Source organism: Halopenitus salinus, assembly GCF_042662125.1.
In the GTDB taxonomy this organism is placed as follows: Archaea; Halobacteriota; Halobacteria; order Halobacteriales; family Haloferacaceae; genus Halopenitus; species Halopenitus salinus.
Genome location: NZ_JBHSXL010000003.1, coordinates 103,686 through 126,877 on the forward strand (window position 1 = coordinate 103,686; position 23,192 = coordinate 126,877).

Consider the following 23,192-nt stretch of genomic DNA (forward strand, 5'->3'; position numbering starts at 1 on the left):
GAGACCTGTGAGGAAGGCGCGCCGTTCGGATCGCTGGGAGAGACTGGCGGGCGGTACCGGCCCTGACCCGTGACGTTCCCGGTCCGACTCACGCCGTCGTCGCGGTCGGGCCCGCGGCCTCGATCGCCTCGAGGAAGATCGAGGTCCCGAGTTCGATCTCGCGTTCGGTCGAGTCGAGCGGGGGAAGAAGCCGGATCGTCTTCTTGCCGCACCCGAGCGTGAGCAATCCCCGCTCGAGTGCCTCCCGGACCACGGCGTCCCGGCGCTCCGGCGTGTCGAACTCGACGGCGAGCATGAGCCCCTTGCCGCGCACGTCCACGACGTGGTCGGGCGCCCCGTCGCCGAGCAGCTCCTTCGCCTGTCGACCGCGCCTCGTGGCGTTCGCGAGCAGGTCGTGTTCCTCGATGGCCTCCAGGGTGAACACGCCCATCATGGAGGCGAGCACGTCGCCGCCGCCGAAGGTCGACCCGAGGCGGTTCTTCTCCGAGGGGAAGAGCTCCGAGCGCGAGATCGTCGCGCCGACCCGAAGCGCCTTCGCGCTCGCGATCACGTCCGGCTCGATCGGGTAGTGGTCGGAGGCCCACATCTCGCCGGTTCGACCGATCCCCGACTGGATCTCGTCGACGACGAGCGGAACGTCGTACTCCTCGCAGACCGCCCCGACCTCGGCCATGAACGCCTCGCTCGGGAACCGGTAGCCGCCGACGCCCTGGACCGGCTCGAGGATCATGAAGGCGATCTCGGCGGGATCGACGTGTCCGCCCTCGGGCGCGAGCGCGTCGCGAAGTCTGGAACCGCCGCCCCCAGAGCCCCCGCCGGTCTCGCCGTTCCCGGAGCCGCCACCGGCCACGGAACCGCCACCGGTCCCGGATCCCCCGCCGGTGAAGAACCCGCACTCACAGCTCGCGGGCGAACAGCCGCGATCGCCACAGAAGGGAACCGTCCGGATCCCGGCGATCTCGGGGTAGTGGCGGGTGTAGACGTCCTTCGATCGGGTGACGGAGAGCGTGCCGAGCGTCCGCCCGTGGAAGCTCCCCTCGAACGCGTAGCCGTACTTCGCCGCGGGCGCCGCGTTATGGGTGATCTTCATCGCGTTCTCGACGGCCTCCGCGCCCGAGTTCGAGAGGAAGACCGTGTCCATCCCGTAGTGGCTCGAGACGTCGGTGAGGCGGTCCATCAGGTGGCTCGAGGAGGGAAAGTCGGCCTCGGCGGGGTCGGGTCCCGACCCGAAGTACATGTCCTGGCCGGCGATCTTCATCGGCTCCGCCAGATCGAACTCCCGGAGCTTGCCGAGTACCTTCCCGTTGTCGTACCCGAGCGGGGCCGCGCCGATGTGACAGGTGAAGTCGAGGAGGACGTTTCCGTCGACGTCGGTGACGAACGGGCCGTCGGCCCCCCCGTTCAGATCCCAGACGAACTCGTGGGAGTACTCGCTCGGCGCCGCGTGCTCCCCGTGGAACGAGACCCACCGCTCGGCGTTCGGTCCCGGGAAGGCGTCCACGTCGGGTTCGGCCGTGTGCCTATCCATACACAAATAGTGTGTATGACGTACATTAAATGTTGGTATCGATCGCCGGTAGATGGCCGCTACGGGCGCTCCGTGGCGACTACGGCGGAACACGGGGACGGAGAGTGAAGACCGGAACCGGAAGACGGGAAGTGGCGACCCAAAAGCGGCGGGCGACCCCCGAACGACACCTCAATCGTCGTCGCTCAACTCGGCGGCCGACGGATCGTCGTCGGGACCCGAGCCGAACAGCCAGGAGTCCTCCTGGAGCAGCACTCGGCTGCCGTCGGAGACGAACTCGCGGATGAGCCCGATCATCGCAAGCAGGCAGACGAACGCGAAGGGCGTTCCCGTGATTATCGCCGCCGACTGCAGGGCGCTCACGCCGCCGAGCGTCATGAGGATGGCGGCCGTCATCCCGAGCACGACGCCCCAGAAGATCCGGTTGATGTTCGAGGGACGCGCCTTGCCGCCGGTCGTCATCATCGAGACGGCCAGCGTCGAGGAGTCGGCCGACGTGATGAAGAAGGTGGTCACGAGCACCATGAACGCGAGGATGAAGACCGTGCTCAACGGGAACGTCTCGAAGAGGATGAACCCGGAGACCTCCGCGCCCGCGTCGCCGGCGATGACGGCGCCGAAGTCGGCGACGCCGTTGTGGTGGCTCCACACCGCGGTCCCGCCGACGAAGATGAACCACGGGATGGAGGCCGCGGAGGTCGCCGCGATCCCGGTGAACGCCACCTCACGAACGGTCCGTCCGCGCGAGATGCGGGCGATGAACAGCCCGGCGAACGGGGACCACGAGAGCGCCCACGCCCAGTAGAACACCGTCCAGCTGTTCATCCAGGACGTGCCGCCGTCGACGCCGGCGCCCGTGAACAGACTCATCGCGACGAAGTCGTTGAACATCCCGCCGATCGCCTGTGTTCCCATCAACACGAGGAACGCCGTCGGACCGACGATGAGCGTCGCGATCATCAAGATCACGAAGAGGATCATGTTGAAGTTCGACAGCCGACGGATCCCGCGATCGACCCCGAGGACCATCGAGACGGTGAACGCGAGCGTCATCGCGGTCACGACGAGGATGATCCCGGTCGTGCCCAGGTCGATGCCCCACTGGTAGCGAAGCCCCTCGACGAACTGGCTGCCGATGAACCCGAGGGAGGTCGCAACGCCGCCGATCGTCGCGAAGACGGCCATGACGTCGACGACCTTCGCGATGGGTCCGTCGAGGTTCTTTCGGCCGATGAGCGGCGTCAACGCCGAGGAGACCCGAAGCGGGACGTCCTCGTAGTTGTACGCGAAGTACCCGATTCCGATGCCCATGATCGTGAAGACGGCGAGTTGCGGGATCGCCCAGTGGAAAAGCGTCTGTTGGACGGCGATCGTCATCGCCTCCGCCGATCCCGCCTCCACGTCGAAAAGCGGCGAGGGATCGGCGTAGTAGAACAGCGCCTCGGTCGGCCCCCAGAAGACGACGCCGGCGGCGAATCCCGCCGAGTACAACATCGCGAAGAACGAGAAGTAGCTGTACTCGGGCGGCTCGTCACCGAATCGGAGTCTGCCCCACGGCCCGAGAATGAGGTAGACGAGAAAGACCACCACGAGGAAGACGATGACCAAAAGCGCCCAGTTGAGGTAGGTGTACATCACCGTCTCGCCGAGCGTGATCCCACGCTGGACTAACCCGGGATCGATGAAGTACAACAGGATCAATCCGAGCGTCAAACCCGCGCCGAACAGGAAGACGATCGGATCGAGCTCCTCGCGAAACCGCTCTACAGCGCTCGTCCCGTCGCCGGCGTCGCTCACGTCCCTTCACCTCCGGACACGGCGCCCGATCCTGTCGAAACACGGTGCGACGCGTCGGTTCCAGCCACCCCATGCATCGTGTCGAGTGGTAGCATACCCGAGTGATTGGTAGTTTATCACATAAACGTTTCCCCATATCCGTAGCCACCATCTACGAATTGTGTATATACAATTGCGCGGCTGGACGGACGGAGATCGGGAAACCGAAAATCGGGAGGTGAGGAGGAGGATCTACTCGCGGAACGGTCGCGAGTTACGCACACACGACGGAACGAGGTGTCGGCCCGTCCGTGTCACTGTGTCAACTCGTCGACGGCTCGCTCCCGGGCCGCCTCGCTCTCGTTGACCTCCCGGACGAGCTCGCCGACGTGTTCTTTGATCGATTCGCGGGTCTCCTCGGGCGAGAACTCCTCGGACATCGACAACAGGCGAACGAACGCCCGCAGCTCCTCGTCGGTCAGCTTTTCGAACTCGTCGTTTTCGATCTTGGCGATGACCTCGTCGACGTCGATCCGGCCGACCGGCTCGACGCTGAAATCCACGTTCACCATGCGATACTCCGAGTCGGCCATCCGCTGTTCGGCCTTGCCGACGCCCTCGGCGAGCATCCGTTCGAACGGGACGTGATACCCCTTCGAACCGAGATGGAGGAACGCCAGCATGTCGACGATCCCCTGGGTGTACGCCTCGCGATCCTCGTCGTCGGGATCGAAGATCGTCTCGCGATCGCGGGACTCGAGACACTCGAAGAGGATCGAGAAGTCGATCATCGCGTTGCGCACGCGGCGCCGGATCCGGTTTCGCTTCTGTTTTTTCGAGTGCTCGGTGTAGTCGGTCTTGCGGCCGAGGAGGAAATCGCGGTCGGACGGGGTCAAGATGCCACGGGCCCGATCGGAATCCGCAGCGGACTCGAGAGCCTTCGGAACGTCCTCGCTCATACACGGATAACGGGAACACCGCGAATTAACGCTTGGGGTCGTCCCGCGACGGCCGACGTCGCGATATCTCCTCGATCGCGGATGAGACGACGTCGACGCCGATCTCGAGGCACCGTTCGTCGACGTCGAACGTCGGCGTGTGGTGGTTCGTCGGGTGATCCGCTCCCACGATCAGATACGAGGCGAGTCCCCCGTTCTCCTGGACGCGCTCCATGAGGAAGGTGACGTCCTCGCTCGCGCCGAACTCCTGTTCGGAGATTACGGTGTCGACCCACGGGACGGTCGAGGCGACCGATCCGATCAGGTCACGCAGCTCGGGGTCGCTGTCGATCCGCGGCGACTCGCTCATCATCCGCTGGGTCACGTCACAGTCGTGCATCTCGGCGGCCGCATAGAACACCCGCTCGAGTTCGGTGCGCGCGTACTCCATGAGGGCGGTCGTCTCGCCGCGTACCTCGCCGTCTATCGTGATCTCCTCGGCGATGATGTTGCTCGCGGTGCCCCCCTCGATGCGTCCGAGATTGATCCGGGTCATCCCGTCGGCGTGGCGCGGGATCGCGTACGCGTTCTGGATGGCGGTGGCGGCGGCCTGCATCGCGTTCGCCCCTGCACTCGGCGTCTTTCCCGCGTGGGCGCTGGCCCCCTCGAAGGTCGCGGTCAGGTGGGCCATCGCGAGCGGTTTCACCACCCCGGAGACGATCGTTCCGGTCGGGTTGTGGAGTCCGACGTGCAACGACAGCAGGTAGTCGACGTCGTCGACGTACCCGCCCTCGACGAGCGGCTTTCCGCCGCCGGATATCTCCTCGGCCGGCTGGAAGAACAGTTTGAACGTCCCGGCGAAGGAGCCGTGTTTGACCGCCTCCAGGATGCCGAGCGCGATCGCGAGATGCGCGTCGTGGCCGCAGGCGTGCATGTAGCCCTCGTGTTCCGATCGGAACCCCTCGTCGGCCGGTCGGTGGCCGACCTCCTCGGATTCGGTCATCGAGATCGCGTCCATGTCCACGCGGAGTCCCACGGTCGGTCCCTCCCCCCGTTCGAGGACGGCGACCGCGCCGGTGTGACCGTCGGCGGTTCGCTCGAGCACGTCCGGGCGGACTCCCGCCTCGCGTGCGCCCTCGAGCCATGCGTCCAGTTCGGACTGATCGGGGACCGCCATCCGGTCCTCGCTCGAGAGCACGTCCCGGCCGATCGCGAGCCCGTCGACGCCGATCCGCTCGACCTCCTCTACGATCCGGGCGGTCGTTCGGAACTCGCGCCAGCCGGGCTCGGGGTGGCGGTGGAACGCCCGACGGATCGCCGGGAGGCGGTTGCGTACGTCGTGGGACATCACTTCGAAGCCGATAGACCACGGAGGCACTTAACCGTGCGCGTCGTCGGTCGAGCGGCGGACGCGGGTGAAAGAACCGACCTAACCGAGATACGCGATCGCGTCCATCTCGACGTCGACGTCGCCGGGCAGCCTGGAGACCTCGACGCAGACGCGCGTCGGCGGGTCGCCGTCGAATCGGGCGCCGTAGGCCTCGTTGACCGCCTCGTAGTCGTCGAGGTCGGTCAGGTAGACGGTCACCTTCACGACGTCCGCGAGGCCGTCGCCGCCGGCCTCGGAGACGACGGACGCGACGTTCTCGAGGACGCGATCCGTGCGGTCGCCGACGTCCCCGTCGACGACGCCGTCCGTGTCCGGGTCGACCGGGCCGTATCCGGAGACGTACAGCGTCTCCCCGGCTCGGACGCCCTGTGAGTACGGGTTGTCGGTGCGCGGTGCTTCCTCCGTGGTGACGCGTTCGGTGTCGGACATGGGTATCGAGGTTCTCAGTCGGCGTGTTCGTCGATCGCGTCCGCGATGATCTCGAGAGCCGTCTCCGCGAGCGCCTCGGTCAACACGAGCGGCGGGATGAGTCGCAGGACGTTGCCGTGGCGGCCGGCCTTCCAGACGAGGACGCCGTGTTCGAAACAGTAGTCCTGGATTGCGTCGACCGTATCGCCGTCGGGCTCGCCCTTCTCGTTGCGGAACTCGACGCCGATGAACAGACCCTTGCCCCGGATCTCGGCGATGGAGTCGGTGGTCTCGGCGATCTCGTGGAACCGCTTGCGGATCGCCTCGCCCAGTTCGCGGGCGTGTGCGAGCAGGTTCGTGGCCTCGATGTACTCGATGGCGCGAACGCCGGCACGCATCGCCACGACGTGGCCCCTGTAGGTCCCGGCGTGGTCGCCGGATCCCCAGGTGTCGAGGTCCTCGTGGTACATCATCCCCGAAAGCGGGAAGCCGATGCCGCCGAGCGCCTTCGCCGTGGTCATCGCGTCCGGCGTGACGTCGTACCACTCGCCGGCCCACCACTCGCCCGTCCGGCCGAACCCGCTTTGGATCTCATCGAAGATCAACGGGACGTCGTTGTCGGTCGCCAGATCGCGAAGCCCCTGGAGGAACCCCTCCGGCGGCTCGATGATGCCGCCCTCGCCCTGGATCGGCTCGACGATCATCCCCGCGGGGTTCGCGAGCCCGCCGTAGGGGTCCTCGAGGATCGCCTGTACCTCCTCGAGGGCGTGGTCGACGGCCTCCTCCGGCGCCTTGTCCTGCCGGAGGGGATGGGGGTAGGGCGCGTGGACGACGTCGCTCAAAAGCGGCGTGTAGTGGCCCTTGAACTTCTTGTTGCCGGTGATGCTCATCGCGCCCGAGGACGTTCCGTGATAGGCGCCCCGGAAGGCGATGAATCCGTCGCCGCCCGTGTTGTACTTCGCGAGCTTGATCGCGGCCTCGTTCGCGTCGGTTCCGGTCGGCCCGCCGAAGACGAACCGGTTTTGATCCTTCAGCCCGGGGGGAGCGATGTCGTTGAGACGCTCGATCAGATCGAGGCGCGCCTCGGTCGGAAAGTCGATCGAGTGGACGAGATCGTCGGCCTGCTCGTGGGCGGCCTCGAGCACGTAGGGGTTCGAGTGGCCGACGTTCAACACGCCGATGCCGCCGAAGAGGTCGATGAAGGTGTTGCCGTCGACGTCGCGAACCGTCGCCCCGCTGCCGGCTTCGGGAACGAGCGGAATGTCCTCGGGATACGCGACCGCGCTCGAGTCGATCCGTCGCTGTTTCTCCAGCAGCTCGCGCGCTCGCGGGCCGGGAGCGGAATCGACGGACGGTGCGTCCTCGAAGTGAAGCGTCTCTATCGCCGGAACGTCCATACCTACGTCCACGTGGAACGCGATTAAAAATCTTGTCTACAAAATCCACGCAACAGATACACAGTTTTTGATGTCGAAGGGAGCGATCGAGGGTCCACGATCGGACCGACGTCTCTGCGCTCGACCGGCGGATCCACGTTCGCGGCTCTCAGCGGCCTCCACGAATTCGGCCGGTCACCTCCCGGCCTCACTTCCCGGATCGGTCGGCCGCGCGGTCGACGACTCGACAGACCGGACACCGTCCGAATCCTCGAGAACCGCCGGCGATCCGGCAGATCGGACAGGCTCGGGATTCGGCCGCCGCTTCCGACGCGCTTTCCGACGCGTCGCCGGACGTCGACGCGCGGCCGTCCGACTCCGCCGGTCGGTCGGCCGACCGGTACAGCCCCACCAGCGCGAGGAGGACGAAGGCCGCGCCCTCGATCCGCGCGGCGGTGTAGACCCACTCTCGGATCTCGAGCGAGTCGGGAGTGCGGTAGGCGAGTCTGGTCAAAACGGCGACGACCGGGCGCGGACACAGAAGCTCAAGCAACCCGAACAGACCGACGACGAGGTGGACGTGTCGCTTCATGCCGAAACGTTGGATCCCCGAGGACAAAAGGACGCGGGGTGATCACGGTCACCTCTCGAGGCTGTCACGGTCAAGCCCCGAGGCTGTCACAGTCAATCCCCGAGGCAGTCACGGTCGCCCGTCCAATCCCCCGGTTATCGAGGGGGTCAGACGGATCACGTCGCCGTCCTCGACCGGAGTCTCGAGGCCGTCGATCTGGCGGATGTTCCGTTTGTCCCGCGTCACGGAGACGTCGCCCGAAAGCGATCCGTCGTCGAGGATCCGTCCCTCGAGAGCCGGATGTGCGCGCTCCAGCTCCGCGAGGAGGTCGCCGTAGGTCTCCGCGTCGGTCGAGAGCTGAACCGATCGCTCGCCGACGTCCTCGCGGAACGGTCCGAAGAACCGGCATTCGACCTGCATGGGGGTCGATAGGCCCGGCGGGACTTTTTACCCGTCGATCGCGGCCACCGTCGATACGCTCCGGGAGCGCCGACGTTTAACACCGATCGCGACCTACCCACGGCCATGAGCGAGACCCAGGACGGCGAAGCCGACGCGTCCGCGGGGGCGATCCTTCCGGACCGGCTCGTCGACGGGCGGTGGACGGGCGAGGAGCCGATCGAGGCGCTCGTCGGGGAGCTACTTCGCGAACGCGACGAGACGCTCGCCACCGCGGAGTCGCTGACCGGCGGGCTGATCGGCTCCGCGATCACGGACGTGCCGGGGTCGAGCGACTACTTCGATCGCGGGTTCGTGACCTACGCCTACGACGCCAAACGCCAGGAGCTTTCGGTCCCCCGGGAGGCGCTCGACGCGCACGGCGCCGTGAGCGAGCCGGTCGCGAAGGCGATGGCCCGCGGCGCTCGGGACCGGTCGGATACGACCTGGGGCGTCTCGGCGACCGGGATCGCCGGCCCCGGGGGCGGACGCGACGGAAAACCCGTCGGTCTCGTGTACGTGGGCGTCGCGTACGCGGCCCCCTGGGGAACCGGGGAGTCGTACGTGCGCGCGCATCGGTTCGTACTCGACGGCGACCGCGACGCGGTCAAACGCCGAACGGTCGACTCCGCGCTTGCCGTACTCTACGGGGCGCTTCGAGAACACGAGGGCGACTCCGCGAGCGGGGGATCCTGACCGGAGGAGATCGGAAGAGCCCGATCAGTCCGCCACGAGCGGCGGCCGCGCGTCGCTCGAATCCCCGCCCACGATCACGACGATCGTCGGCTCCTCGCGCGAGACGTCGCAGTCGTCGGCGCGTTCGACCGCGAACGTCATCGATCCATCGTCGGTCGCATTCGAAGCCACCGGAATCTCGGCATGGACGTCGTGGTCCCGCGTCTCGCCGCCCGCGATCCGGTCGGGGCGCTCGTAGCTCCGCGGTCGATAGCTGATCCAGGCGTCGTTCTCCGTGACGGCGTCGGTGCCGACGACGCAGCCGGCCATCGAGGGGAGTTCGACGGGGCGCGTGAAGGGCCCGGCGTTGGTCGCGGTGAGCGTTCCGATCCGCCCCTCGAGGGGGACGGTTCGGGGGCCGTCCCCCTCGAGTGCACCCTCGGGCACGTTGAGGGTGACCTCCTCGTCGAGTTCCGCGTCGTAGGTGACGCCGGCGGTCGCGACGTCGGCGCCGACGAGCAGCAGTCCGACGGCGGCGAGCGCGAGGAGGCCGTATCGAAGCGTTCGAGCCGGGACCGCCACGCCGCCCTGGCGGACCACGTATCCGAGTCCGACGAACAGGACCGCGGAGACGGCGAACAGGCCGAACACGCCGGTCTCCGTGGGGTCATACCGGGTGATGAGGTACGCGAGGAGGACCACGTACGCGAGCGCCGCGATGGCGTATGCGACGACGTCCAGCGCGCCCCGGTCGACGGACAGGCCGACGAGGAGGAACGCGAGGAAGGTCACGAAAAGCAGGGCGGCTTTCACCGTGATCGACAGGCCGAACACCACGTCGCGGACGAAGTAGGCGAACGCGCCGAGCGCGAAGACGACGCCGAGCGCGTAGAGGATCTTGCCGCCGTCGATGTCGAGGTTCATGCGGGGACTGGGGATGGATCCGCGTCCCATCCGTATCAGTATTGTGGCACTTCACCCCGGATCCGTGGCGGCTCGACGTTCCGTCGGATCGCTCGTCGTGCGACTCACTCGCGAACGTGGATCGACGATCCGAGGTACTTGTGGAGGACCGAGTCGACGTCGTCCGCGTTGTACGCCTCGAGGTCCTCGGCTATCGCCTCACGGAGCCGATCGAGGTACGGCCGATCGGTTCGAAGCTCCCGAAAGTCGACGGCGACGACGTCGACGCCCGAGGCCGCCTCCAGCCCGAGCCGCTCCTCGGCGACGCGGGTGAACCTATCGTCGTCCGTGAGTTCACCACGCCAGAGCCACTCGCGGAAGAGTCGCCATCCCTCGAAGCCGGGACGGGGTGCCGAAATCGACATCGTCGTCTCGAACCGGTCCGGAGACACGTCGACCTCGGTCGGCTTGAAACGTACCGTGACGCCGAAGACGTACTCGGCGGAGCCGGCCGGATCGCTCATCGAGGTCGGTCAGTACCGTTCATCGAGGTCGGTCAGTACCGTTCATCGAGGTCGGTCAGTACCGTTCATCGAGGTCGGTCAGTACTCGTCGTTGACGAGGTGGGCCAGCCGAACGTCGCTGTCGGTGATGCCGCCGGCCTCGTGGGTGGTAAAGCGGACCTCGACCTCCTCGTAATCGATCCGGATCTCCGGGTGGTGGAACTCCTCCTCCGCGACCTCGCCGACGGCGCTCGCGAAGGCGATGCCGTCCAGGTAGTCGTCGAAGGTGTAGCGGCGCGTGATCTCCTCGCCGTCGCGCTCCCACCCTTCCGGGAGCTTTCGTTCGATCTCCTCGTCGGACAGTACGTCGCTCATGTCTCGAGCGTCGGTCCCCTCTCTGTTAAGTGTTGGCGCGGCCCCTCCGCACGTCGACACAAAAGACACATATCGGCGGCTTGCGTCCACCCGCACGTGATCGAGAGTGCGCGCTCGTGGTTCGAGTCGGCCTACGAGCGGGTGCTCCGCCGCGAGATCGGCGATCCGCCGACCCACGTGGCGATCATCCAGGACGGCAACCGGCGGTACGCTCGCGAGCAGGGCGAGGAGGCTCCGGAGGGCCACAAGGCGGGCGCCTCGACGACCGAACAGGTGCTCGAGTGGTGTGGCGACCTCGGCATCGAGGAGCTGACGCTTTATGCCTTCTCGACGGAGAACTTCGATCGGCCCGACGAGGAGCTCGAACCGCTCTTCGATCTGCTCGAGGAGAAGCTCCGCGAGTTCGCGGACGCCGATCGGATCCACGAGGAGGGCGTCCGCATCCACGCCATCGGGGACGTCGGACGACTCCCCGCTCGCGTTCGGGAGGCCGTCCGATACGCCGAGGACCGGACCGCCTCGAACGAGTCGTTCCGGCTCAACGTCGCGCTCGCCTACGGCGGCCGAAACGAGCTTCTCACGGCGGCTCGCGACGTGGCGGCGGACGTGGCCGAGGGAACCCTGGATCCGGACGCGGTCGACGTCGCGGAGATCGAATCGCGGCTCTACCGACGGTCGCTCCGCGACGTCGATCTGATCGTCAGAACCGGCGGCGACGAGCGGACCTCGAACTTCCTGCCGTGGCACGCCAACGGCAACGAGGCGGCGGTCTACTTCTGTGCGCCCTACTGGCCGGAGTTCTCCCGGATCGACTTCCTGCGGGCGGTCCGAACCTACGAGTCGCGCGAGGAGTCCTGGCAGCGCGCCAGAACCGACCGTGCCGTCGCGCTCGTTCGCGCCGTCGCCGGCATGGAACTCGCGGAGGCGCGCGCGGTGACGGGGCGACTCACCGAACAGCTCACGGGCGTCGGTGCCGAGGAACTCTCGGCGGAGATCGCCAGACAGGAGCCCGAATCGGCCGATTAAGCCCGGGACGAGGAACGCGTTCCCGGCGGTCCGAAACCGGTTTCCACTCCGAGGGAGAGTCGTCGGTATGGACCCACGAATCCGCGAACACGCGGAGGTCATCGTCGACCACTCGACCGGGATCGAGTCGGGCGAGAACGTCGTCATCCAGCTGCCGCCGGAGGCCGAGGACCTCGCGGTCGCCCTCCACGAGCTGTGTGGCGACCGGGGCGCGAACCCGATCTGGGTCTCGAACTCGGACCGCGCGAGCCGGGCGTTCAAGCGGGCGACGGACTCCTTCGACGAGCCGAGCCACGAGCTCGCCTTCTTCGAGGAGACGGACGCGTTCATCATCGCCCGCGGGGGCGCGAACGTCACCGAGGGCGCCGACGTCGACCCCGAGACGAACGCGGCCTACAACCGGGCCAGGCGGGACATCAAGGAGGAGCGGCTATCGAAGACGTGGTGTCTCACGCAGGCGCCGACGTCCGGGCACGCACAGCTCGCCGGGATGAGCACGGAGGCCTACGAGAACTTCGTCTACGACGCCGTCTCGCTCGACTGGGACGCCCAGCGGGAGTTCCAGGCGCAACTGGTGGAGATCCTCGACGACGCCGAGGAGATCCGGATCCGGTCGGGCGAGGAGACGGACGTGCGAATGTCGATCGCCGGCAACACGGCGTTGAACGACTACGGCGAGGCGAACCTGCCGGGCGGCGAGGTGTTCACGGCGCCGGTTCGAGAGAGCGTCGACGGGGAGGTGTACTTCGATCTGCCGCTTTATCGCTACGGACGCGAGATCGAGGGCGTCCGGCTCAGGTTCGATGACGGGCAGGTCGTCTCCCACTCGGCCGAGCGCAACGAGGACCTGCTCGCATCGATCCTCGATACCGACGACGGCTCGAGATACCTCGGCGAGCTCGGCATCGGAATGAACCGACAGATCGACCGGTTCACCTACAACATGCTCTTCGACGAGAAGATGGGTGACACCGTCCACATGGCCGTCGGATCGGCCTACGAGGACTGCGTCGGCGAGGGGAACGAGCGCAACGAGTCCGCGGAGCACGTCGACATGATCGTGGACATGAGCGAGGACTCGGTCATCGAGGTCGACGGCGAGGTCGTCCAGCGCAACGGCACCTTCGTCTTCGAGGACGGCTTCTGATCGGACGCGAGGACGATCCCGGCCGGGTGCGATGAATATCCGGTTCGACCCGGATTACTCGTCGGGGTCGAGTTCCAACTCGAACTGTTCGTTTTCGGTCACGGCGTTCAACACGACGGAGGTGTTGGACTCGCGGATGTTCGCGTCGGTGAGAAGCGACTTGATCTGGTCGTTCATGTCGTCGGTGTCCTCGAACTTCCCGACGGCGATCACGTCGTAGTCGCCGGTGACCTCGTAGACCGTGATCATCCGCTTTTCGTCGCGAAGCCGGTCCGTGATGTCGGGAAGCGCGTCCCCTTCGACCTTGAGCTGGATGATGGCCGTGACGTCGTAGCCGAGCTCGCCGTAGTCGACGATCGGCGTGTATCCGCGAATGACGCCCTCCTCTTCGAGGTCGCGGAGGTGGTTCGAGACCGTCGTGACCGAGACGTCGAGTTCCTCGCCGAGGCTTCGAAGGCTCTCTCGACCGTTGCCCAAGAGCGCGTTTATCAGCTTGGCGTCGAGGTTTTCGTACGTCATTACACTCACCCACGGCCTAGGGGGTGAATAACTTTACGAACATCCAATTTCGAAACCCCCTCGGCGTCTTATGCACCAATCGACAAGGCCTTTATACTAGGGATATTCGAAGGAGGTGTCCAGAACATGACGGACGAACACACCATATCGGACGGCGGCCTCACGGCCGAAGACCAGGAAGTTCTCGACCGCATCGAGGAGGAGAACATCGACTTCCTCCGCCTCCAGTTCACCGACATTCTCGGCGTCGTCAAGAACGTCTCCATCCCGGCCCACCAGGCCGAGAAGGCGCTGACCGAGGGGATCTACTTCGACGGCTCCTCCATCGAGGGGTTCGTCCGGATCCAGGAGTCGGACATGCGGCTCATCCCGGACCCGGAGACCTTCGCCGTGCTCCCGTGGCGCAGCAACGGCGAGGGCGGCGCCGCCCGCGTCGTCTGTGACATCGTCGACACCGAGGGCGAGCCGTTCGTCGGCGGCCCGCGTCAGGTCCTCAAGTCGGTCCTCGAGAAGGCCCACGACATGGGCTATTCGGTCTCGATCGGCCCCGAGCCCGAGTTCTTCCTCTTCGAGAAGGACGAGGACGGCAACGCGACGACGATCCCCCACGACAACGGCGGCTACTTCGATCTGGCGCCCAAGGACCTCGCCTCCGACGTCCGCAAGGAGATCATCTTCACGCTCGAGAAGATGGGCTTCGAGATCGAGGCCAGCCACCACGAGGTGGCCGAGGGACAACACGAGATCAACTTCAAGTACGACGACGCGCTCTCGACGGCCGACAACATCGTGACGTTCCGCGCGGTCGTCCGCGCCGTCGCCGAACAACACGACCTGCACGCGACGTTCATGCCCAAGCCGATCGCGGAGATCAACGGGTCGGGCATGCACAGCCACATCTCGCTTTTCGACGAGGACGGCAACAACGCCTTCGCCGACGACTCGGACGAGTTCAACCTGAGCGAGACGGCCTACCAGTTCATGGGCGGCGTGTTGAACCACGCGCCCGCGTTCACGGCCGTCACGAACCCGACCGTGAACTCCTACAAGCGGCTCGTCCCCGGCTACGAGGCGCCCATCTACGTCGCGTGGTCCGATACGAACCGCTCGGCGCTGATCCGGGTTCCGGACGCCGCGGGCGTCTCCGCGCGCTTCGAGGTCCGCAGTCCCGACCCGTCGTGTAATCCCTACCTCGCGCTGGCCACCCTCATCGCCTCCGGCCTCGACGGCATCGAGAACGAGGCCGATCCGGGCGATCCGGTCCGCGAGGACATCTACGAGTTCGACGAGGAGAAACGCGAGGAGTACGGCATCGAGACGCTCCCGCCGAACCTCGGCGAGGCGGTCGAGGCCCTCGAGAGCGACGACGTCGTCCTCGACGCGCTCGGCCCCCACACCTCCGAGAAGTTCCCCGAGGCGAAGTCACAGGAGTTCAGCGAGTACCTCACCCAGGTCTCCGAGTGGGAGGAGGACCGCTACCTCGAGACCTTCTGAAAACGGAGTTTCCGAGGACGGATTCCACGACGAAAATCTCGTCTCACCTCCACGTGCCGTCTTTTTTCGTTCGGTTCTTGCGTCGTCCTGCAATGACGGATTGACGGACCCACCAGTCTTGACTCCCGGTCGCGGAGGAACTCGATCGCCGCCGAGATCGGGCTTCGGCGGTCGCGATCAGGAACGGTATTCCGTGATCGGAGCCACCGGATCGCGTTCAGGGCCAAAAGGCCAAGACGAACGCGGTGACGATCACGAGCGCCAGCCAGAGGCCGGAGATGATGCCCATCTGTCGCGGCGTGAGATCCTCTCCCTCGAGTAGCTTGCCGATGCTCATACCCGAGAGTGGCCGTCGCGAGAACTTAACTCGACGGATCGATCCCGAAGAGCGAGAATCCGGTCGGGAGCGATCCGATCGGCCGACAACGATCGGGGGCGATCGATCGACGACGATCGGGGCCGAATCAGCGGACGCCGACGGCCGAAAAGCGGACGATCGGCGATTACGCGTATCGCTCGAGCTCGGGACGGTCGAGCTCCTCGAAGGCGGCCTCGGCGGCCTCGTTGAGGAAGGTGTGTCCCTCGTCGGTGATGCGGCGCCCCTCGCCCTGTGCGGTCTCGACGAGCCCCTCCTCCTCGAGCGCCTGCAGCGAGGTTCGGATGAGGTTTCGCGAGCCGGGGGCGTGCGAGCCGGGGGCGACCGCGTATCGGTTCGTGCCGCGCTTCTTCCCGCCGTACTCGGTCGCCAGCCGCTCGAGGCCGATCGGCTGGTTCTTCGCGACCTTTCGAAGCAGGCTCGCCGAGCGGACGTACCAGAAGTCCTCCTGTTCGGGCGGCAGCTCGCGGTCGGGGCCGGTCTTCGCGAACTCGACCCACTCCGGTTCCTCGATCCGATCGGCGAGTCGCTCGGCGGCCTCCTCGATGAGGGCGTCCGCCGGGACGTCGTAGATGTTCACCATTGGAGGCGAATTCTTCCCTGTGAAGGTTAAAGGCATCGTCTTGGAGGACTCCCTGTGCGGCGGTGACAACCCCGCCGTCGCCGACACCCTCCGCCATCGGCGACTCGCTCTCGCGTCGAGCGGCCGCCGCCACGGCGGTCGCCCTCGCTTCGACGGCCGGCCTCGACGTTTTTTATCGGGGGAACTCGAACCCCGTCCGATGGACGAACGCGAGGCGCTCTCACGGATCGCCGACGGACTGGCCCACGCGGGCGACGACGCGGCCGTCGTCGACGGGACGGTCATCACGACGGACATGCTCCACGACCGAAGCGACTTCCCGGCCGGAACGACGCGGTATACCGCCGGGTGGCGGTCGGTCGGCGCCTCGCTTTCGGACGTGGCCGCGATGGGCGCCGAGGCGACAGCGGCCGTGGCCGTCTACGCGGACGCCGCGTTCGACCCCGAGGCGCTCGAGGCGTTCATCGACGGCGCGGTCGACGTCTGTGAGTTCGTCGGTGGCGACTACGTCGGCGGCGATCTCGATCGCCACTCGGAGTTCACGGTGGCCACGACGGCGATCGGCGAGACCGACGATCCGATCCGGCGCTCGGGCGCGAGCGCCGGCGAGGCCGTCTGTGTGACCGGGACGGTCGGTCGAAGCGCGGCCGCGGTGCGGCTCTTCGAGCGGGCCGCCTCGGCGGGCGAAACGGAGGACGCCGCGTCGGACCGTGAACGCGCGAACGAGCTGTTCCGATTTCCGCCGCGCGTGGAGGCCGGACGGCGGCTCCGACCGCACGCGACCGCGATGATGGACTCCTCGGACGGGCTCGCGCGCTCGCTCCACCAGCTCTCCGAGGCGAGCGACGTGGGGTTCGCGATCGACCGATCGGCGGTGCCCGTCGACCCGGCCGTCGAGTCGGTCGCGGTCGACGCCGAGGACCGGTGGGATCTGGCGGCACACTTCGGGGAGGACTTCGAGCTCGTGGTCACGGTTCCGGACGAGGAGTTCGCGGTCGTCAACGATCGATCGCCGGTACCGATCCGCCGGATCGGATCGGTCGTTCCCGCGGAGCGCGGAGTCACCGCCGACGGGGACCCTCTCGCGGACCGAGGCTACACGCACGGGCGAACCGAGTGAGTCTCACGCGTCGGCGATCCGAACCACGCCCCGCTGAACCGGATCACGCGCCGACGATCTGCACCGGGACGAGCATGAAACAGGTCGCTCCGAGCAGGAAGGTGAGAACGCCGACGAGCAGCCGGGGCCAGCCGAGCTCCGACTCGTCGAGGGGATTCGCCGGGCCGTTGGCCGCGATGAACGCGGCGAAGACGCCCCAGAACGCCCACAGGCCGACGGATTCGTTCAGCCCGTAATCGAGCACCCAGTAGAGGTACCCCGAGAGGACGAAGAGCACGCCCGGCACGAGGGAGGCGACCGTCTCCTGACGGCGACCGATCATCGCCCGCATCATGTGTCCGCCGTCGAGCTGGCCGACCGGGAGCAGGTTGAGGAGGGTGAAGAACATCCCGACCCATCCGCCGATGACGACCGGGTGGACCGACTGCGTCGGGTCCCCGTACGCCGTGGGGCGGCCGAGCGCCTCGGCGATCCACGTGAGAAGCGGCGGGTCGTTGAAGACGATCATCTCGCTCGACTCGCTGATCACGCGATCGGGGACCGAGATCGGATCGAGCGACAGCCCGATCGCCGTCACGAGGACGGTCGCGAAAAGCCCCGCGATGGGGCCGGCGGCGCCGATGTCGAAGAGCGCGCGCCTGGAGGGCATCTGTCCCTTCATCCGGATGATCGCTCCGAGCGTCCCGAACGGAAAGATGAAGGGGATCACGTAGGGCAACGAGACGTTGACCCCGTAGTAGCGACCGGCGACGTAGTGGCCGAGCTCGTGGGTCATCAACACGCCGAGGACCGCGGCGGTGAAGGGCCACGCCTGAAGCAGGACGAGCGGATTCGACCGGATCGCGGAGATCGGCACGTAGTACCACCCGTAGGCGCCGACGAAAAGCGTCGAGACGACCGTGGCGAGAAACATCACGACGTTGAGCCACGGGATCCCCTCCGGTCGACTTCCGATGGGGCGGGCCACGAGGACGTCCTCGTCCCGGCCCGTCCGCAGGTCGACCTCGTAGCCCGCCTCGTGAAACGCCGGGGTGACCTGGCGCAGCAACGCCCGCTCGGGGACGAGCGACTCGCCCACGTAGCGGATCGATTCGCCGTCGCGTCGAACGTCGACGAGGTGGAAGAAGGCCTCGAGCGCCTCGGGTCGCGGGACGGAACGCGGCGTCTCGTCCTCCCGGTCTGACATCGGCCACGCTAGGCCGTCCGGTCGTATAAACCCCGCGTCGTCGACACGCCGACGCGGTGCGGCCCGCCGATCGGGACGGGTTAGGTTTCCTCGGAGTCGCGGGCGGTTCCCCCGGACTGCTCGCGCTCGAGGATGCGTCTGGTCTCGACGTCAAGTTCGAGCAGGTGACAAAGCGGGTTTCCGGGATAGACGACGGGATTCTCGAGGACGCCGACGAGCAGCCCCGTGAAGGGGGCCTCGACCGCCGCGTCGTCGTCCTTGAACGGATTCGTGATCGTGGCTATCCGGTCGCCCTCGTGGACGAGCGCGCCCCGCTCGTGGTGCATGTCGACGATCCCGCCCGCGTCGGCGCGGATCCACGTCTTCTCGCTCGATCCGGAGATGATCGTCCGCCACCCCGGCCAGCGGACCGCGGTCTCCTCGAGCAGTTCGTACTCCGCGAACGTCGACCGCACCCCCTCGAGCGCCTCGTCGATCAGACCCCGCTGGAACCGATGGGCCTCGCCCATTTCGATGGTGATCGTCGGGACCCCGCCCGCGGTGGCCTCACCGCGAAGCGTTCCGTCCGGTCCCTCGCTGTCTATCACGACGTTCGAGCCGAACGAGAGCGCCAGCCGGTGGACGTCCGGATCGGCCATGTCCGCGCGGACGTGGAGCATGTTGGTCCGCCCGCGCGTGGACGTGTGAAAGTCCAATCCGAAGTCGCACGGCTCGATGAAGTTCGTGTATATCCGGTGGGCCATCCGCTTCGAGCTCGTCGACCCCTCCTTGCCCGGAAACGACCGGTTGAGGTCCCGGTCGTAGACCGGGAGGTAGCGCTGTTGGGCCAGGAACCCCGGGACGTTCAACACGGGCAGACACACGAGGGTGCCCGCCAGTTTCGAGAGGTCCCACTCGTGGGCGACCTCCCGAACCACCTCGATGCCGTTGAGCTCGTCGCCGTGGGCGGCGGCCGACAGGAACGCGGTCGGCCCGGGGTGCTCGCCGTTGATGATCGTGGCCGGGATGCGAACCGGGTCCCCGAGATACGTCTCGGAGATGCCGTACCGAACGTTCTGTCGCTCCCCCGGTCCGACCCGACCCCCGTTGTAGGTGAACGCCTCCCCGTCTCCCATACTCCACCGAACGTCGGCGGGTGTATATATATGCCGGCGCGGGCTCGGCGTCGACTCCCGTGACGACGTCGACGCGAACCCGACTCCATGTCGCGGGCGACCTCGACGTCGGCGTCGGTGGCTCCCGCCGGACATCTCACGTACCCGTCGACGACGTCCGTCGATTTTCGACGTCATTATCTCCCCTGATATCGGGATCGATATCGGACGTTTTTACCCACTTCCGGTGCATGATCGGACGATGACGGAGGACACCGCGCGGGTGGGCGTGTTATCGCTGCACAACAGCAAGGAGACGAAGGCGATCTTGAACGCGATAGAGGATCTTGGCCACGAGCCGGCCTGGGTCAGACGCGAGAACTCCGCGGTCGAGATCGAAGACGGCGAGGTCCGCATGGAGCCCGACGTCGACGTCGTGGTGAATCGACTGCTGCTCTCGAACACGGACCAACCCGCGGAGCTGCTCGGACTGGCCACCACCTTCGAGCGGATCCGACCGATGTTGAACACGCCGGACGCGGTCCTCGCGGCGGTCCACAAGTTCGCCGCGGCCGCCACGCTCGCCGACTGGAACGTCCGGGTCCCCGACGCGCTGTTGGCGCTCTCGAACGACCGGCTCAACCAGGGGCGCGAGCGGTTCGGCGACGTCGGCGTCTACAAGACCGCGATCGGGACGCACGGCGGCGGAACCTGGAAGGTCGACCTCACGGAGCCGGTCAACCCGAAGGTCGGAAACCGGCAGGCGTTCCTCCAGAAGCTGATCGAACGCGACTCCGAGGAACACCGCGATCTCCGGGTCTACGTCGTCGGCGAGGAGATCGTCGGCGCCATGTACCGCTATGCGCCCGAGGGGGACTGGCGGACGAACGTCGCCCTCGGCGGCGCCGTCGAGAACGCCGTCGACGACATGCCCGAGGAGGCCGCCGAGACCGCTCTCTACGCCGCCGAGGTGATGAACCTCGATTACGCCGGGGTCGACCTGGTCGAGGGGTACGACGGCTGGTACGTCCTCGAGGTGAATCCGACCGCCGGGTTCAAGGGGCTCTTTCAGGCGACCGGCGTCTCGCCGGCGCCACACATCGCCAAGCTGGCGATCGAGGAGGCCGGCGGCGAGGTCGACGACGACCGCGTGGCCACGCTCTCGAACACGCTCGACGATTCGCGACCGGACTGTGCGCCCGACGTTCGGCGGTCGACCGCCGAGGACACGCCGATCATCGGCTACATAGAGGAGGTCGTCGCGACCGGAACCTCGGGGTCGGCCCAGGCGCTCGCGAAGTCCGACACCGGCGCGACGCGGACCAGCATCGACACCGGGCTCGCCGCCGAGATCGGCGCGGGGCCGATAAAGAGCATGACGCGGGTGAAATCCGGCAGCGTCAAGTCCGGAAAGGCCCGACCGGTCGTCGACCTCGTGATCGGCATCGGCGGCACCCAACACACCGTGACCGCGAGCGTCGAGGACCGCAGCCACATGGACTACCCGTTGCTCTTGGGCCGTGACATCCTCTCGGACTACCGCGTCGACGTACGAAAGCGGGTCGACCAGGATCGCGAGGCGCGCGAGGACGGCGAGATCCTCGAGGAATAGTTCGGTTACGCCTCTCTCGATCGGCTCCGTCGTAGCCCGCTACACGGAGATCCGGAGTCCGTCCCGCGCGATCCGGACCTCGCCGTCGAACCCCGCCGCGGTGACCGCGCGCTTCATCTCCGATTCCCGCCCCCGCGTGTGGGGATACAGGTGCGTGAGATAGAGTCGACGGACGTCGACGTCGGCGTCCGCCAACGCGTTGCCGAGCCCCGTCGGCGTCGGATGGTTCGAGACGTCGACCTCGTCGGGGAACGAACAGTCGTGAACGAGGACGTCGGCGCCGTCGGCGAAGCGGGCCATCCCCCCGAACGCCTCCGTGTCGCCGGAGAAGACGATCGGCCCGTCCTCCGGATCCGTCGCTCCGTCCGCGGGCGCGAACCGATAGGCGTGACCCGCCATCGAATGGCGGGTCTCCCGTGCGGCCACCTCGAAGCCCGCCACGGAGACGGGGCGTTCGGAGCCGACCTCGCGAATCGCGAGATCGATGCGTCCCTCCAGATAGTCGTGAACGTCGAGGAGCCCGTCGACGAGCGACTTCGTTCCCGGCGGGCCGACGACCTCGAGGTGCTCCTCGCCGGCGAGCCACCGGGCCTTGAGGAGCGCCATCAGGTCCGAGACGTGATCGAGATGGTGGTGGCTCAAGAGGACGGATCCGACGCCCTCGTAGCCCACGTCGGTTCCGGCGAGCCGACCGAGAACGCCGCTGCCGCAGTCGACGAGCAGCGCGCGGTCGTCCGACTCGAGGAGCAGGCCGGTCTGTGCGCGGTCGGGGACCGCCATCGCGCTACCGGACCCGAGGATGGTCAGCCGCATCGATCGGTCGGTATCGGACATGCGGGAGCCGAGGGCCGCCGTCGATTTATAACGAACGCACGGCGACGCGCGATCGACGCGCCGAAGCGGCGCCCGGAACCCCTTTTTGATCGGCCCGCGACCGATCGGACATGATCGACGAGACCGTCGCCGAGATCCGGGAGATGCAGACCCACAGCTCCTCGGTCGTCGCGGTGAAGGCCACCGAGGCGCTCGCGGAGCTGCTCGATCGCGAGTACGCCTCCCTCGACGAGTTCGAGCGGGACCTCGAACAGAACGCGGGCGTGCTCCGTCGTTCGGACACCTCCCACGCGAGCCTGCACAACGCGCTCCGCGAGGTCGAACGGTCCGTCGTCGGCGAGGCGGCCTCGATCGAGGAGGGAAAACGGCTCCTCGAGGACGCCATCGATCGCGTCGTCGCCGACGTCGAATCGAGCAAGCGGGAGGCCGCGGCCAACGCCGCGGAGACCTTCTCCGACGGGGAGACGGTCCTCACACACGACTACTCGACGACGGTCCTCGAGGCGATCGAGACCGCGACCGCCGACGGAATCGAGCTGTCGACGTACGTCACCGAGGCGCGTCCACGGTTCCTCGGCCGCCGGACGGCCCGGGTGCTCGCGGGCAATCCCCGCGTCGAGGCGACGATCGTCGTCGACGGCGCGATGGGCTACGCCCTCCGAAACTGCGACCGGGTCGTCCTCGGAATGACCTGCATCAGCGGGGAGACCTACTACAACCGGATCGGAACCTTCCCGTTGGCCGCGACCGCGGCCCACCTCGGGGTACCCGTGACCGTGGTCGGCTCGAGCAGCAAGCTCATCGAGGAGTTCCACTTCGAGACCGACGACCGCGCGCCGGTCGAGGTGATGCGCGAGCCGATCGCGGACGTCGCGGTCGAGAACCCCTCCTACGACGCGACGCCGATGGAACTCGTCGACCGGGTCATCACCGACGAGGGGGTCCGGGACGTCGAATGACGGCCACGGCGGGGGGATTCAAAACGGCGGGGACCGCGTGGCGATGTCTTTATGCGTGCCGATGTCCGTCGTGGGAACATGGGACACGGCCCCGACGCGGTACACGAGCTCATCGAGGAGTCCGGGTGGTCGTATCCGGTGTCCACGCGGCGGCTCGAGCGATCGATGCCGATGGAGAACGTCGCCATCGACGAGGACGGGAACTCGATGATGCTCTCGGAGCTCCTCCAGGAGGCCGACGTCGACCGCTTCGAGGATCGAGCGGACCTCGAGCGCAAGCTCGGGCCCGTCTGCCGGGAGGAAAGCGAGGCCCGAACGGTCGGAATCCTCGGTCGGGTAAAACGGACCTTCTTCGGTTGAG

Annotated in this window: 24 protein-coding genes; 8 read left to right on the forward strand and 16 right to left on the reverse strand. The window is 67.0% G+C overall.

Translation table 11 applies throughout. The annotated features are described in order from the left end of the window. Positions 1-88: 88 nt before the first annotated feature. From ACFQE9_RS03295 to ACFQE9_RS03330, 8 genes are all read right to left on the reverse strand, one after another. On the reverse strand, positions 89-1,528 hold the full coding sequence (locus ACFQE9_RS03295) for a class-III pyridoxal-phosphate-dependent aminotransferase (RefSeq protein WP_379740268.1): 1,440 nt from the start codon (positions 1,526-1,528) through the stop codon (positions 89-91). 171 nt (positions 1,529-1,699) lie between these two features. After that, positions 1,700-3,325, reverse strand: coding sequence for a BCCT family transporter (locus tag ACFQE9_RS03300; protein WP_379740271.1), 1,626 nt, complete (start codon positions 3,323-3,325; stop codon positions 1,700-1,702). 293 nt (positions 3,326-3,618) lie between these two features. Further along, a complete protein-coding gene (locus ACFQE9_RS03305) occupies positions 3,619-4,263 on the reverse strand; it encodes a hypothetical protein (protein WP_379740274.1) in 645 nt (214 codons plus the stop codon). A gap of 25 nt (positions 4,264-4,288) precedes the next feature. Further along, positions 4,289-5,590 carry an amidohydrolase gene (locus ACFQE9_RS03310; protein WP_379740277.1) on the reverse strand — a complete coding sequence of 434 codons (1,302 nt, stop codon included), beginning with the start codon at positions 5,588-5,590 and terminating at the stop codon, positions 4,289-4,291. A gap of 81 nt (positions 5,591-5,671) precedes the next feature. Next, entirely contained in the window at positions 5,672-6,061 is a 390-nt protein-coding gene (locus ACFQE9_RS03315; RefSeq protein ID WP_379740280.1) for a Rid family detoxifying hydrolase, read from the reverse strand. Between the two features lie 14 nt (positions 6,062-6,075). Continuing rightward, entirely contained in the window at positions 6,076-7,437 is a 1,362-nt protein-coding gene (locus ACFQE9_RS03320) for an aspartate aminotransferase family protein (RefSeq protein WP_379740283.1), read from the reverse strand. A 187-nt stretch (positions 7,438-7,624) separates the two neighbouring features. Next, positions 7,625-8,008 carry a hypothetical protein gene (locus ACFQE9_RS03325; RefSeq protein ID WP_379740286.1) on the reverse strand — a complete coding sequence of 128 codons (384 nt, stop codon included), beginning with the start codon at positions 8,006-8,008 and terminating at the stop codon, positions 7,625-7,627. Between the two features lie 108 nt (positions 8,009-8,116). After that, positions 8,117-8,407, reverse strand: coding sequence for a ubiquitin-like small modifier protein 1 (locus ACFQE9_RS03330; RefSeq protein ID WP_379740289.1), 291 nt, complete (start codon positions 8,405-8,407; stop codon positions 8,117-8,119). A gap of 105 nt (positions 8,408-8,512) precedes the next feature. On the opposite strand from ACFQE9_RS03330, the gene ACFQE9_RS03335 reads away from it, so the two are divergent. Further along, complete coding sequence (locus ACFQE9_RS03335; protein ID WP_379740292.1) at positions 8,513-9,121, forward strand: CinA family protein; 609 nt, start codon at positions 8,513-8,515, stop codon at positions 9,119-9,121. Between the two features lie 24 nt (positions 9,122-9,145). Here ACFQE9_RS03335 and ACFQE9_RS03340 read toward each other — a convergent pair whose 3' ends face one another. The 3 genes from ACFQE9_RS03340 to ACFQE9_RS03350 all read right to left on the reverse strand — a co-directional run bounded on the left by ACFQE9_RS03340 (position 9,146) and on the right by ACFQE9_RS03350 (position 10,881). Then, complete coding sequence (locus tag ACFQE9_RS03340) at positions 9,146-10,024, reverse strand: hypothetical protein (protein ID WP_379740295.1); 879 nt, start codon at positions 10,022-10,024, stop codon at positions 9,146-9,148. 104 nt (positions 10,025-10,128) lie between these two features. Continuing rightward, complete coding sequence (gene lwrS, locus ACFQE9_RS03345; RefSeq protein ID WP_379740298.1) at positions 10,129-10,527, reverse strand: LWR-salt protein; 399 nt, start codon at positions 10,525-10,527, stop codon at positions 10,129-10,131. 78 nt (positions 10,528-10,605) lie between these two features. Next, on the reverse strand, positions 10,606-10,881 hold the full coding sequence (locus ACFQE9_RS03350; RefSeq protein ID WP_379740301.1) for a 4a-hydroxytetrahydrobiopterin dehydratase: 276 nt from the start codon (positions 10,879-10,881) through the stop codon (positions 10,606-10,608). Positions 10,882-10,977: 96 nt separating this feature from the next. Between ACFQE9_RS03350 and uppS the strand changes: the two genes are divergently transcribed. Next, a complete protein-coding gene (gene uppS, locus ACFQE9_RS03355) occupies positions 10,978-11,907 on the forward strand; it encodes a polyprenyl diphosphate synthase (RefSeq protein ID WP_379740304.1) in 930 nt (309 codons plus the stop codon). Positions 11,908-11,974: 67 nt separating this feature from the next. After that, positions 11,975-13,054 carry an aminopeptidase gene (locus ACFQE9_RS03360; RefSeq protein ID WP_379740307.1) on the forward strand — a complete coding sequence of 360 codons (1,080 nt, stop codon included), beginning with the start codon at positions 11,975-11,977 and terminating at the stop codon, positions 13,052-13,054. Positions 13,055-13,108: 54 nt separating this feature from the next. Here the strand turns inward: ACFQE9_RS03360 and lrp are convergent, their stop codons facing one another. Next, complete coding sequence (gene lrp, locus ACFQE9_RS03365; protein ID WP_379740310.1) at positions 13,109-13,573, reverse strand: HTH-type transcriptional regulator Lrp; 465 nt, start codon at positions 13,571-13,573, stop codon at positions 13,109-13,111. 126 nt (positions 13,574-13,699) lie between these two features. Here lrp and glnA point away from each other — a divergent pair, with 126 nt between their 5' ends. Continuing rightward, a complete protein-coding gene (gene glnA / locus ACFQE9_RS03370) occupies positions 13,700-15,067 on the forward strand; it encodes a type I glutamate--ammonia ligase (RefSeq protein ID WP_379740313.1) in 1,368 nt (455 codons plus the stop codon). A gap of 503 nt (positions 15,068-15,570) precedes the next feature. Here the strand turns inward: glnA and ACFQE9_RS03375 are convergent. Beyond that, complete coding sequence (locus ACFQE9_RS03375) at positions 15,571-16,026, reverse strand: 30S ribosomal protein S19e (protein ID WP_379740316.1); 456 nt, start codon at positions 16,024-16,026, stop codon at positions 15,571-15,573. Positions 16,027-16,225: 199 nt separating this feature from the next. Here ACFQE9_RS03375 and thiL point away from each other — a divergent pair, with 199 nt between their 5' ends. Next, positions 16,226-17,146: a thiamine-phosphate kinase gene (thiL, locus tag ACFQE9_RS03380; protein WP_379740319.1), complete on the forward strand. Its 921-nt coding sequence runs from the start codon at positions 16,226-16,228 to the stop codon at positions 17,144-17,146. 43 nt (positions 17,147-17,189) lie between these two features. Here the strand turns inward: thiL and ACFQE9_RS03385 are convergent, their stop codons facing one another. Next, positions 17,190-18,332, reverse strand: coding sequence for a site-2 protease family protein (locus tag ACFQE9_RS03385; RefSeq protein ID WP_379740322.1), 1,143 nt, complete (start codon positions 18,330-18,332; stop codon positions 17,190-17,192). Positions 18,333-18,412: 80 nt separating this feature from the next. After that, a complete protein-coding gene (locus ACFQE9_RS03390) occupies positions 18,413-19,447 on the reverse strand; it encodes a succinylglutamate desuccinylase/aspartoacylase family protein (protein WP_379740325.1) in 1,035 nt (344 codons plus the stop codon). A gap of 241 nt (positions 19,448-19,688) precedes the next feature. On the opposite strand from ACFQE9_RS03390, the gene ACFQE9_RS03395 reads away from it, so the two are divergent. After that, positions 19,689-21,038 carry a RimK family alpha-L-glutamate ligase gene (locus ACFQE9_RS03395; RefSeq protein ID WP_379740328.1) on the forward strand — a complete coding sequence of 450 codons (1,350 nt, stop codon included), beginning with the start codon at positions 19,689-19,691 and terminating at the stop codon, positions 21,036-21,038. A 39-nt stretch (positions 21,039-21,077) separates the two neighbouring features. Here the strand turns inward: ACFQE9_RS03395 and ACFQE9_RS03400 are convergent, their stop codons facing one another. Beyond that, the gene (locus ACFQE9_RS03400) at positions 21,078-21,851 is read right to left on the reverse strand and encodes an MBL fold metallo-hydrolase (RefSeq protein ID WP_379741323.1); all 774 of its coding nucleotides are present in this window, start codon (positions 21,849-21,851) and stop codon (positions 21,078-21,080) included. Between the two features lie 131 nt (positions 21,852-21,982). Between ACFQE9_RS03400 and ACFQE9_RS03405 the strand changes: the two genes are divergently transcribed. Together ACFQE9_RS03405 and ACFQE9_RS03410 are read left to right on the forward strand one after the other, a co-directional pair. Continuing rightward, on the forward strand, positions 21,983-22,831 hold the full coding sequence (locus tag ACFQE9_RS03405; protein WP_379740331.1) for an eIF2B alpha/beta/delta subunit family protein: 849 nt from the start codon (positions 21,983-21,985) through the stop codon (positions 22,829-22,831). A 78-nt stretch (positions 22,832-22,909) separates the two neighbouring features. Further along, positions 22,910-23,191 (forward strand): hypothetical protein, encoded by a 282-nt coding sequence (locus ACFQE9_RS03410; RefSeq protein ID WP_379740334.1) that lies wholly within the window; start codon positions 22,910-22,912, stop codon positions 23,189-23,191. The last annotated feature ends 1 nt before the right edge of the window (position 23,192 follow it).